The organism is Kaistia adipata DSM 17808 (assembly GCF_000423225.1).
Classification (GTDB): domain Bacteria; phylum Pseudomonadota; class Alphaproteobacteria; order Rhizobiales; family Kaistiaceae; genus Kaistia; species Kaistia adipata.
Map to the genome: position 1 here is coordinate 414,394 of NZ_AUHO01000006.1, position 11,881 is coordinate 426,274.

At 69.1% G+C, this 11,881-nt stretch carries 11 protein-coding genes; all 11 read right to left on the minus strand.

The features are described 5' to 3' along the window. Positions 1-119 precede the first annotated feature (119 nt). The 11 genes from G539_RS0102240 to G539_RS0102290 all read right to left on the minus strand — a co-directional run bounded on the left by G539_RS0102240 (position 120) and on the right by G539_RS0102290 (position 11,868). A complete protein-coding gene (locus tag G539_RS0102240; RefSeq protein WP_029073755.1) occupies positions 120-362 on the minus strand; it encodes a formate dehydrogenase subunit delta in 243 nt (80 codons plus the stop codon). Further along, entirely contained in the window at positions 352-1,170 is an 819-nt protein-coding gene (gene fdhD / locus G539_RS0102245) for a formate dehydrogenase accessory sulfurtransferase FdhD (RefSeq protein ID WP_029073756.1), read from the minus strand. Before fdhD ends, G539_RS0102240 begins: the two co-directional genes overlap by 11 nt. Positions 1,171-1,174: 4 nt before the next feature. After that, positions 1,175-4,021 carry a formate dehydrogenase subunit alpha gene (fdhF, locus tag G539_RS0102250; RefSeq protein ID WP_029073757.1) on the minus strand — a complete coding sequence of 949 codons (2,847 nt, stop codon included), beginning with the start codon at positions 4,019-4,021 and terminating at the stop codon, positions 1,175-1,177. Between the two features lie 9 nt (positions 4,022-4,030). Then, entirely contained in the window at positions 4,031-5,587 is a 1,557-nt protein-coding gene (locus G539_RS0102255; RefSeq protein WP_029073758.1) for a formate dehydrogenase beta subunit, read from the minus strand. Continuing rightward, positions 5,584-6,057, minus strand: coding sequence for a formate dehydrogenase subunit gamma (locus tag G539_RS0102260; RefSeq protein WP_029073759.1), 474 nt, complete (start codon positions 6,055-6,057; stop codon positions 5,584-5,586). The genes G539_RS0102255 and G539_RS0102260 overlap by 4 nt, the downstream gene beginning before the upstream one ends. A 608-nt stretch (positions 6,058-6,665) precedes the next feature. Continuing rightward, the gene (locus G539_RS0102265) at positions 6,666-7,472 is read right to left on the minus strand and encodes a DeoR/GlpR family DNA-binding transcription regulator (protein ID WP_051231023.1); all 807 of its coding nucleotides are present in this window, start codon (positions 7,470-7,472) and stop codon (positions 6,666-6,668) included. Positions 7,473-7,480: 8 nt separating this feature from the next. Next, positions 7,481-8,419: an ROK family protein gene (locus G539_RS0102270; protein ID WP_029073761.1), complete on the minus strand. Its 939-nt coding sequence runs from the start codon at positions 8,417-8,419 to the stop codon at positions 7,481-7,483. Next, positions 8,416-9,147: a ribulose-phosphate 3-epimerase gene (locus G539_RS0102275; RefSeq protein ID WP_029073762.1), complete on the minus strand. Its 732-nt coding sequence runs from the start codon at positions 9,145-9,147 to the stop codon at positions 8,416-8,418. Before G539_RS0102275 ends, G539_RS0102270 begins: the two co-directional genes overlap by 4 nt. Further along, complete coding sequence (locus G539_RS0102280; RefSeq protein ID WP_029073763.1) at positions 9,144-9,971, minus strand: alpha/beta fold hydrolase; 828 nt, start codon at positions 9,969-9,971, stop codon at positions 9,144-9,146. The genes G539_RS0102275 and G539_RS0102280 overlap by 4 nt, the downstream gene beginning before the upstream one ends. Continuing rightward, complete coding sequence (locus tag G539_RS0102285; RefSeq protein WP_029073764.1) at positions 9,968-10,792, minus strand: sugar phosphate isomerase/epimerase family protein; 825 nt, start codon at positions 10,790-10,792, stop codon at positions 9,968-9,970. The genes G539_RS0102280 and G539_RS0102285 overlap by 4 nt, the downstream gene beginning before the upstream one ends. Then, positions 10,792-11,868 carry a Gfo/Idh/MocA family protein gene (locus tag G539_RS0102290; RefSeq protein WP_029073765.1) on the minus strand — a complete coding sequence of 359 codons (1,077 nt, stop codon included), beginning with the start codon at positions 11,866-11,868 and terminating at the stop codon, positions 10,792-10,794. Before G539_RS0102290 ends, G539_RS0102285 begins: the two co-directional genes overlap by 1 nt. Positions 11,869-11,881 lie beyond the last annotated feature (13 nt).

Here is an 11,881-nt window from a genome sequence, read left to right on the forward strand (position 1 = left end):
TGGCGACTGCGACCTCGATGACGAGCTGGCTCATGCGCCCGCGCCCCTCCGCCGTCATTCCTGCGAAAGCAGGAGTCCATGTCGACACAGGCACGAGCGCAGCGGACGGCTCGGTCGGCCTATCGCGCCGCCGTCGTCGCGCGAAGGCTTTCGACGGCCTGGCGGACGAGCGGGTCGAGGTCGGCGCCGCCGGATTCGAGATGGGCGAGGATGCCGGCGCGCATCCTCGGATCCCAGAACTTGCGGAGGTGCTCGGCGATCGCGGCCGGCGCCTGGTCGGCGCCCTGGCTGGCGAAGAACTTGCCGATCTGGTTCGCCATGTAGACGAGCTTTTCGGAAGTGGCGGATCCCTCAGACGACATGGGCGACCGTATCCTGCGTGACGCGATGGGGATGGGTGAAGATCTCGAAGCTGTCGCCGCGCGCAATCGCGACGAGCGTGATTCCGGCCGCCTCGGCGGTGCGGACGGCGAGCGCGGTCGGCGCCGAGACGGCGACGATCAGCGGCGCGCCGAGCTGCGCCGTCTTCTGCACCATCTCGACGGAGACGCGGCTGGTCAAAAGCACCATGCCGGTGGAAGCCTCGGCGCCGGCTCGCGCCAGCGCTCCGCGGAGCTTGTCGAGCGCATTGTGGCGACCGACATCCTCGCGCAGCGCGACGACGCCCGCGCCCGGCACGGCGAAGGCGGCGGCGTGTATGGCCCGCGTCTCGCGGTTCATCGTCTGCAGGGGCGGCAAGCCGTCGAGCGCAGCACGGATGTCCGCCTCTGAGAAGGTGACACCCCCGGCAACCATCGGAACACCGCGCATGGCTTCCGTCAGGCTCTCGATGCCGCAGAGGCCGCAGCCGGTAGGGCCGGCGAGATGGCGGCGGCGGCTTGCCAGCGCGTCGGCGCGCGACGTCGCCAGCCACATGCGCAGCTCGACGCCGATCTCGGCCTCGACGATCTCCAGCCGCTCGATCTCGGACGGATCCGCGACGATGCCCTCCGACAGGCTGAAGCCGATGGCAAAGTCCTCGAGGTCGGCCGGCGTCGCCATCATCACGGCCTGGGTGCCGCCGTCATAGGTCAGCGCGACCGCGACCTCCTCGGGAATGGCGCGCTCGCCCCCGGAGACGCCGTCCGCGCGCCAGAGCGTCCTCGGCACGCGAAGGAAGGGCGGTTGCATCGCCCTACTCCGCCGCCTCGACATGTGGCGCGATCCGCCGGCTGTGGCGCGCCTGTTCGTCATAGTCCTTCTGCCAGGCCGTTGGGCCGTTCGACGCCGAGACCTGCACGGCCGTCACCTTGTATTCCGGGCAGTTGGTGGCCCAGTCGGAATAGTCCGTCGTGACGACGTTGGCCTGGGTGCCGGGATGGTGGAAGGTCGTGTAGACAACGCCGGGCGCGAGGCGCTCGGTGATCAGCGCGCGCAGGCTCGTTTCGCCGGAGCGGCTGGCGAGCTTCACCCACTGGCCGTCATGGATGCCGCGCTGCTCGGCATCGTGCGGATGCATCTCGAGCCGGTCTTCCTCGTGCCAGACGACGTTCTCGGTGCGCCGCGTCTGCGCGCCGACATTGTACTGCGACAGGATGCGGCCGGTGGTGAGGAGGAGCGGGAAGCGCGGGCCGGTGCGCTCGTCGGTCGCCACATATTCCGTCACCATGAAGCGGCCCTTGCCGCGCACGAAGCCGTCGACATGCATGACGGGCGTGCCATGCGGCGCCTTCTCGTTGCAGGGCCACTGCACCGAGCCCTCGGCCTCGAGCTTGGCATAGGAGACGCCGGTGAAGGTCGGCGTCAGTTGCGCGATCTCGTCCATGATCTCGGACGGGTGCGCGTAGTTCATCGGAAACCCGAGCGCGTTGGCGAGGTCGATGGTGATCTCCCAGTCCGCCTTGCCCGAGCGCGACGGCATCACCTTGCGCACGCGCTGGATGCGGCGCTCGGCATTGGTGAAGGTGCCGTCCTTCTCCAGGAAGGTCGAGCCCGGCAGAAAGACATGCGCGTAGTTCGCCGTCTCGTTCAGGAACAGGTCCTGCACGACGACGCATTCCATCGCGGCAAGGCCGGCCGCGACGTGGCGGGTGTCGGGGTCGGACTGCAATATGTCCTCGCCCTGCACGTAGAGGCCCTTGAACTGGCCATCGACGGCGGCGTCGAGCATGTTGGGGATGCGCAGGCCCGGCTCGCTGTCCAGCGGCACGCCCCAGAGCGCCTCGAACAGCGCCCGCGTCTCGTCGCCCGAGACGTGGCGATAGCCCGAGAACTCGTGCGGGAACGAGCCCATGTCGCAGGAGCCCTGCACGTTGTTCTGGCCGCGGAGCGGGTTCACGCCGACGCCGGGGCGGCCGATATTGCCCGTCGCCATGGCGAGGTTGGCGATCGCCATCACAGTGGTCGAGCCCTGGCTGTGCTCGGTGACTCCGAGGCCGTAATAGATCGCGCCGTTGCCGCCCGTGGCGTAGAGGCGCGCGGCGGCGCGGAGCTCGGCCGCCGGCACGCCGGTGACCGCCTCGATCGCCTCCGGGCTGTGGCGCGGATCGGCGACGAACGTCGCCCAGTCCTGGAACTCGTCCCAGTCGCAGCGCTCGCGCACGAAGGCCTCGTCGGCGAGCCCCTCGGTGACGACGACATGCGCCATCGCGGTCAGCACGGCGACATTGGTGCCGGGGCGAAGCGGCAGGTGATGCGCCGCCTCGACATGCGGGGTGCGCACGAGGTCGATGCGGCGCGGGTCGACGACGATCAGCTTCGCGCCCTCGCGCAGCCGCTTCTTCATGCGCGAGCCGAAGACCGGATGCGCGTCGGTCGGGTTGGCGCCGATCAGCAGGATTACGTCGGAATGCTCGACGGAATCAAAATCCTGCGTGCCGGCCGAGGTGCCGTAGGTCTGGCTCAGGCCATAGCCGGTCGGCGAATGGCAGACGCGGGCGCAGGTATCGACATTGTTGTTGCCGAAGCCGCCGCGGATCAGCTTCTGGACGAGGAAGGTCTCCTCGTTGGTGCAGCGCGACGACGTGATGCCGCCGACCGCGAGGCGGCCGTATTTCGCCTGGATCCGCTTGAACTCGGACGCCGTGTGGGCGATCGCCTCTTCCCACGTCACCTCGCGCCACGGCTCGGAAATGCTGGCGCGGATCATCGGGTTGAGGATGCGCTCCTTGTGGCTGGCATAGCCCCAGGCGAAGCGGCCCTTGACGCAGGAATGGCCGCGGTTCGCCTTGCCATCCTTCCACGGCACCATGCGCACCAGCTCGTTGCCGCGCATCTCGGCCTTGAACGTGCAGCCGACGCCGCAATAGGCGCAGGTGGTGACGACGGAATGCTCCGGCTGGCCGATAGAGATCACGGACTTCTCGGTCAGCGTCGCCGTCGGGCAGGCCTGTACGCAGGCGCCGCAGGAGACGCATTCGGAGCCGAGGAAGCTCTCTTCCATGCCGGGCGAGACGACACTGTCGAAGCCGCGGCCGGCGATCGTCAGCGCGAACGTGCCCTGCACTTCCTCGCAGGCGCGCACGCAGCGCGAGCAGACGATGCATTTCGACGGGTCGTAGGTGAAATAGGGGTTCGACTCGTCGAGGCCGGGGTTCGGGTGGTTCTGCCCCTCATGGCCGTAGCGAACGTCGCGCAGGCCGACCGCGCCGGCCATGTCCTGCAGCTCGCAATCGCCATTCGCCGCGCAGGTCAGGCAGTCGAGCGGATGGTCGGAGATATAAAGCTCCATCACGCCCTTGCGCAGGCGCTTCAGCCGCTCGGTCTGCGTCTTCACCACCATGCCCGGCATCACCGGCGTCGTGCAGGAGGCGGGCGTTCCCGCCCTGCCCTCGATCTCGACCAGGCAGAGCCGGCACGAGCCATAGGCGTCGACCATGTCGGTGGCGCAGAGCTTCGGGATCTCGGTCCCCATCTCCATCGCGGCGCGCATGACCGAGGTGCCCTCGGGCACGGTCAGCGTCTCGCCGTCGATGGTGAGGGTCACCATCGTTTCCGATGTCGAGCGCGGCGTGCCGTAGTCGATCTCGTGGATGAGCGACATGGCCGTCTCCTAGCGTGCGTCTTCGCGGACCGGCGCGGCAGCGCCAAAGTCCTCGGGGAAATGGTTGAGCGCACTCAAGACAGGATAGGGCGTAAAGCCACCGAGTGCACAGAGCGATCCGAATTTCATCGTGTGGCAGAGGTCTTCCAGCACGACGAGGTTCTTCGCGCGGTCCTCGTTCTGGATGATCTTGTCGACCGTCTCGACGCCTCGCGTGGACCCGATGCGGCAGGGCGTGCACTTGCCGCAGGATTCGAGCGCGCAGAACTCCATGGCGAAACGCGCCTGCTTCGCCATGTCGACCGTGTCGTCGAAGACGACGAGGCCGCCATGGCCGATCAGGCCATCCTTCGCGGCGAAGGCCTCGTAGTCGAACGGCGTATCGAACAGCGCGCGCGGGAAATAGGCCCCGAGCGGTCCGCCGACCTGCACCGCGCGCACCGGCCGGCCGCTCGCCGTGCCGCCGCCGATGTCATCCACCAGTTCGCCGAGCGTGATGCCGAACGCCGTCTCGTAGAGGCCGCCATGCTTCACATTGCCGGCGATCTGGATCGGCATCGTGCCGCGCGACCGGCCCATGCCGAAATCGCGATAGGCCGCCGCGCCCTCGGCCAGGATCCATGGCACGGTGGCGAGCGAGATCGCGTTGTTGACGACGGTCGGCTTGCCGAACAGGCCCTTGTGCGCCGGCAACGGCGGTTTCGCGCGCACGATGCCGCGACGGCCTTCCAGGCTTTCGAGCAGCGCCGTTTCCTCGCCGCAGACATAGGCGCCGGCGCCGACCCGGACCTCGAGGTCGAAGCCGTAGCCGGACCCAGCGATGGCCTCGCCGAGATAGCCGCGCAGGCGGGCGGTCCGGATCGCCTCTTCCATCATGGCGACGGCATGCGGATATTCGGAGCGGATATAGAGATAGCCGCGCGTCGCGCCGACGGCGATGCCTGCGATCGCCATGCCCTCGATCATGGCGAAGGGGTCGCCCTCCAGGATCATCCGATCCGCGAAGGTTCCGCTGTCACCCTCGTCGGCGTTGCAGACGATGTATTTCTGCTCCGCCCCCGTCGCGGCGACGGTGCGCCACTTGATGCCGGTCGGGAAGCCGGCGCCGCCGCGCCCGCGCAGGCCCGACTGCACCACTTCCTCGATCACAGCCTCCGGCCCGATCGCCAGCGCCCGTTCCAGCCCCTTGAAGCCGCCGTGGGCGCGATAGTCGTCGAGCGAACGTGGATCGACGATGCCGCAGCGCGCGAAGGTCAGCCGCGTCTGCCGCTTCAGCCACGGGATCTCTTCCGTTGGACCGAGCGACAGGGCGTGCGCATCGCCCGCGAGCATCGCGTCGAGCAGAGCCGGCACGTCGCCTTCCGCGACGGGGCCATAGGCCACGCGCCCCTCAGCCGTTTCGACCTCCACCATTGGTTCCAGCCAGAACAGGCCGCGCGAACCGTTGCGCACGATGTCGAACTTCAGGCCCTTCGACCGCGCCACCTTCTCGAAGTCGGCTGCGACGTCGTCCGCGCCAACCGCGATGGCCGCGGCGTCGCCGGGAATGTAGAGGCGCGTGCTCATCGCTGCGTCTCCGCCAGCAGCTGGTCGAGGCGGGCCGCGTTCAGGCGTCCGGCCAGCTTGCCGTCGAGCATCGCCGACGGCGCCGTGGCGCAGAGGCCGAGGCAATAGGTCGGCTCCAGCGTCACGCGCCCATCGGCCGTGGTCTCGCCCATCGCGATGCCGAGCGCCGCCTCGGCGCGGGCCGCGAGCGCGTCGCCGCCCATCGACTGGCAGGCCTCGGCCCGGCAGAGCTTCAGCACATGGCAGCCGCCCGGCTTGCGGCGGAAATCATGGTAGAAGGTCACGACACCGTGGACCTCGGCGCGCGAAAGGTTCAGCGCGTCGGCGATCATGGGCACGGCAGCCTCCGGCACGAAGCCGAACGCCTCCTGGATCGCATGCAGGATCGGCAAGGTAGGGCCTTCGCGGCCGGCATGGGCGGCGATGATCTCGGAAGCGCGCGTCGCGCTCCATGGCTCATAGGACGTCACTGCTGCGATCACTCAAAAATTAGAATCGTCGCAAGGTGCCGCTTATCCGACGCGCAATCAACCGATGGATGGGATCGCTCCCCGCATCGTGCTGCGTGCTTGGCAGCGGGCGGGAAATTCTGTCGGATATCAATACCCGACCGTCCACGCGCGCACCGGTGGCTGGATGGATCCCGGATCTCCGCTTCGCTGCGTCCGGAATGACGGCGAGGGTGAGGCCCTGATGACGGGCAGGCGGATGCCCTTTTCACGCCCTCCGCCGTCATTCCTGCGAAAGCAGGAATCCAGGTCGACGCAGGTACGGCGGATACCGCCCCGTCGAGGCACCGCGCCGCGTTCCGCACCGCCTCTTCCCACCCTCGCCGTCATCCCGGCCTCCGAGCCGGGATCCGTTTCCGCAGGTTGTCGGGAGGCCCGGCAATCGGCGGTCCCTCGACTTCAGGTGCGAACCGCTCATGCCTGAGCGCACGGATAGATGGATCCCGGATCTCCGCTTCGCTGCGTCCGGGATGACGGCGAGGGTGACACGACGGCGAGTGTGGGACAGCGGGCGGAAAACCATTGTCGAGCGGCAAACACCAATTGCCACGCCTCGACGAACGCTCCCCTCACCCGCAGACGACCACCTGCACGCCGGCGTTCTCCAGCGCCTCGGCGAGATCGGGCGGCGGCGGGGCGTCGGTGACGAGGCACTGGATGGCGTCGAGACGCGCGACGCCGGCGAAGGCGGTGACGCCGAACTTGGACCGGTCGGCGACGACGATCGTTCGCGCTGCGACCTCGATCATGCCGGCGGTGTGCGCCGCCTCGTCCATCTTGGTCATCGAGATGCCGGAGGCCGAGACGCCGGTGCAGCCGATCACGGCCGTGTCGGCATGGATGCCGGCCACCGCCGCGAAGCCGACCGGGCCAATCGTCACCTGGAAGTTCGGCCAGTAGGCGCCGCCGAGGATGTGGATCGACTGCACGCTCGTCTCGGGGAGTACGGCCGGGACACGCAGGTTGTTGGTGACGATGGTCAGGCTGCGACGGGCCCCGAGGGCCGCCGCGAAGAAGGCTATGGTCGAGCCACCGTTCAGGATCAGCGTTTCGTCGTCACGGATCAGCTCCGCCGCCGCCTGCCCGATCCGGCGCTTGGCATCGACGTGCTCGTCCATGCGCAGACCCATGGTGGTGTCGACGCGTACCAACCGATCCTTCGTCACCGCTCCGCCATGGGTGCGGACCAGCAATCCGCGCGCCTCCAGCAGCACGAGATCGCGCCGGATGGTGTCGCGAGACACCTCGAGCAGTGTCACCAGCTCGGCAACCGTCGCCTGGCCGCGCTCCTGCAGGAACTGCAGCAGGCGATTGTGCCGGAGCGCCGGCAGGGCGCTGGCGGCGTCGGCTTCAGGGGGAAAGTCGTCGATGCTCATGGCGGGTCCTAGAGCACGAGGCTCGCCGCGCCGACGAGCCCGGCATGGCTGCCGAGGGTGGCGGCGACGACGGGCACGTCGCGGAATGGCGGCATGGCGCGCTCGCGGATCGTCTGGGCGATCGTGCCCTGCATCAGCGGCAGCAGGCTGCCGACGCCGCCGCCGAGGATCAGCCGCTCCGGCGAATAGACATGAAGCAGATTGGTGAGCCCGACCCCGAGCCAACGCGCCTCGTCATCGAGCAGGGCGAGCGCATCGGCGTCGCCGGCGCGCGCCGCCTCGCCGACATGGCGCGCCGTCACCGGGGCATCGCCGGCGAGCGCCGCGAGGGCTGGAGCCGTCCCCGACCGCACCCGCTCCGCCGCCTCGCGCGCCAGCGCCGTGCCGGAGGCGAGCGCCTCGAAGCAGCCCGTGCTGCCGCAGGCGCAGCGCACGGGGCGATCCGAAATCGCCATGTGGCCGATCTCGCCGGCGAGGCCGCGCCGGCCATGCAGCAGACGGCCGTCGACGATGACGCCGCCGCCAATGCCGGTGGAGACGGTGACGAACACCATCGACGCGGTGCCCCTCCCCGCTCCAAACCGCCATTCGCCGAGCGCCGCCGCGTTGGCGTCGTTCTCCAGCTTCACCGTGAGGCCCAGGCGTTGCTGGAGGAGCGCGACCAGCGGCACGTTCCGCCAGCCGGATAGCGTCGGCGCATCGACGACGATGCCCGCTTCCGGATCGAGCGGGCCCGGCGCACCGACGCCGAGGCCGCGCGGCCGCGCCTCGGGCACGGCGCTGCGTACCTTTTCCACCAGCCCGATCATCTGCGCGATGACCGCCTCCGGGCCGCCACGCGCATCGGTCGGGGTGGCGGCGAAGCCGGCGACCTCGCCCCTTTCGGTCACGAGCGCCGCGCGCAGCTCGGTGCCGCCGAGGTCGATCGCGAGCGCGGTCTTCGTCATGCCGCGAGGTCCGGCGCCGGGAGGTTGTGCAGCCATTCCATGCGGGCGGCGAGGTCGGGATCGCCGAAAGCGAGCGAGCCGAGCACGACCGTCTCGGCGCCGGCGGCGCGAAGGCGCGGCACCGTGTTGTCGCGGATGCCGCCATCGGCGGCGAGCCGCACGGCGTCCTCGCGGCCGGCCTCGCGCAGCAGGGCGCGGACGGCCAGCAGGCGCGGGCAGGCGTCGTCGGAGAGGCCCTGCCCCTTCACGCCGATCGCCGTGCCGAGCAGGGTGACGAAATCGACCTGGCCGAGCCACGGGCGCAGGATCTCGACTGGCGTCTCGAGCCGCAGCACGAGGCCGGCGGCGACGCCGAGCCCACGAATCAGAGCCAGCGCCTCCTTGACGACCGGACCGTTCTCCGGATGGATCGAGATCAGGTCGGCGCCGGCTTCCGCGAACTGGCGGATCTGCGACAGCACGATGTCACCCTCGACCATCAGGTGCACATGCAGCGGACGATCGGTGATGGCGCGGATGCGGGCGACCTGATCCGGGAAGAACAGGAAGCTCGGCGCGAAGCGGCCGTCGGCGACGTCGATATGGTAGAGATCGACATGCGGCGCCGTGCGCGCGATGTCGCGCTCCATGTTGCAGAGATCGGCGGACCAGAGCGAGAATTCGCCGAGCATGCGATCGCGGGGCAAGGCTGCGAGCCAATCGCGGGCGGGCCGGTTCGGGGTAGTCATGGGTTGGTCTCCCGGGTCGGAAGGATAGCGCGCAGGAAGCTCTCCAGCGCGGAGCGGAATTCGGTGATGTGGCGCGGCTTGTCGGTCGCCTTCGGCGCGATCTCGACGAGGCGCGCGCCCGGAAGGGTCGCGGCGAGGCGCTGTGCAAAGCCAAGCGGATGGGCGTGGTCGACGCCGTGGCCGATGACGAGGGTCGGCACAGACAGCGCCGCCGCCTCCGCCTCGGTGACGCCCGGCCCGTCTGCGGCGATGGCGCCGAGCAGGTCGGCGGTGACGGCAAGATCCGGCCGGTCGAAGAATTTCAGCAGCGAGGCGAGATTGTCGGGCGCGTCGCGACGGAGCGTTTCAGCCGTCGGGGATTGGGAAAAGGCTTCGCGGGCCTCTTCGCGCGGCAGCTCGCGCATCAGGGTGGCTACTTCGCCATAGGGCCGCATGTTGCCCGGGCCCGCGTCGAACAGCCAGGCTGGCCGCGCCAGCACCAGCCCGGCGACCCGTTCGGGATGGCGCGCGGCGATGCGCAGCGCGATCGCCGCGCCCATCGAGATGCCGCCGACGATAAAGCGGTCGATGCCGCGCGCGTCGCAGGCGGCGAGGACGTCGTCGGCGAACATCGCGATCGAGAACGGTCGGATGCTGCCCGGCGTCGAACGTCCCTGGGCGCGGCACTCGACGGTGAGGCGGCGAAACGCCGGATCATCCGGAAAGTTCTCCGCGACCTGCCCGCCATCGCCGCCGAGGCCGTGCTGGAACACGACCGGAAAACCGGTGCCACTATCGAAAACATGGAGTTCGGCATCATCCCGGCGGAGGGTCAACTCCGTCATGGCGCGAGCAATCCGGCGAGATAGCGGGCGACGCCGGGCGCCTCCTCGGCGGAGAGGCCGTGCGTCACCACCGGGCCGTCGAAGCCCGCCTGGCGCAGGCGCTCGAAGAAATCCGGGAAATCGACGACGCCGGTGCCGGCGGTGGCGAAGCTGCCATCGGCCTTGCGGTCCTTGGCATGCGCCATGGCGATGCGGCCAGCGAGCCGTTCGACCGCATCGGCGACGACCCTGCGCGCCGTGTCGCGGTCGGTGATCTCGAACAGGTTGGCGGGATCGAGCACGAAGCGGATCCGCTCCGAGCCGATCGCCGCCACCAGCCGCCTGCCATCCTCGGCCGAGGTGACGACATTCGCCTGCTCGGGCTCGATGCCGAGATCGACGCCGGCCTTATCCGCCAGCGCGACGGCCTTCTCCATCTCGGTGAGGAGGTCCGCCCAGGCCTCCGGCGTCGCATTGTCGGGATGGTGCGCCCACTGGTCGACGGGATCGCGCGTACCCGTGCAGAGCGTGACCAGCGGCACGTCGAGCGCCCGCGCCGCCTCAAGCATGACGCCGAGCCGCCTGAGGCCCGTCTCCCGGACGGCCTTGTCGGGATGGATCATGTTGTAGGTGCCCGACAGCGCCGTGATCGCGACGTCGGTTTCGGCGACCGCCGCGCGGATCGCCGCGAGGGTGTCGGCCGGGATTTCATCCGGCATGGCCGGCAATCCGGCGCAGGCCATGTTGAACTGCGCCACGCCATAGCCGGCGGCCTTCACCGCGCTCAAAACGGTTAACGGAACGCTACCAGGAAACGTCTTGGCGAAGATGCCGAGCTGCATCAGACCGCTCCCGTCATGTCGGGCACGCTGATCGTCTCGCCGGTCCGCGCCGACTCGGCGATCGCCGCCATGGCTCGCACCGAGGCGAGGCCGTCATGAATGTCGGCGCCCCGCTGCGGCGCGCCGGTGAGGATCGTGTCGGCGAAGCCTTCCAACTGACGACGGAAGAAGTGACCGTCGGCACCGAGCGGCCGACGATAGCTCGCATCCTTCTCGGAGAAGATCTCGACGTCGCTCGATTTGAAGTACCAGGGGTTATAGGTTTTCGCGATCACGCTGCCGTTCTCGCCATAGAGCTGGAATCCCTCGAACCAGTCCATGCGCACCGCGACGGTGAGGTCCAGATGGCCGAGCGTGCCGTTGGCGAAGCTCGTCTCGACGAACCAGCTATAGGCGCCGAAGCGCTCGGAAAGGCGCGCCCGCACCGCGGTGATCTCGCCGCAGAGGAAGCGCGCGGTATCGACGAGATGGCTGCCGTGGGCGAGCATGAAATAGCGCCGGAGATCCGCCTTCGGATCGCCGCTCGGCTTCATGGCCAGCTTGCTCGTGATCGGCAGCGGCTGCACGGCGTCGGTCATGGTGTAGCGGTGGGTGCTGTCGCAATACCAGGCCTTGAGCGCCAGCAACTCGCCGATCTCGTCGCGGACGAAGTCGCGCGCCGCCTCGATGCCGGGATCGAAGCGCTTCATGTGGCCGACCTGAAGCGTCAGCCCGGTCAGTTCGACCACCTGCTTCAGCGCCTCGACCTCCTCGACCGAGGTGCCGAGCGGCTTCTCGCAGAGCACGTGCTTGCCCGCCTCCAGCGCGCGGATCGCCATCGAGACATGGAAGCTGTCGGAGATCGCGACGATCACCGCCTCGACCTCGGGGTCGTCCAGCATCGCCTGGTAATCGCTGTAGGCCTTGCTCGGCTCGTAAGTCGCCGCCATGCGGGCGAGCAGGTCCGGCGCGGCGTCGCAGATCGCATAGAGATCGGCGTTGCGCGCCTTCACGCAGGATTCGAGATGCGCAAACTGGGCAATCGGGCCGGCGCCCAGAACCCCGACCCGCAGCCTGCGTGCGTCCTTCTTGATCATCGGATGTCCTCTT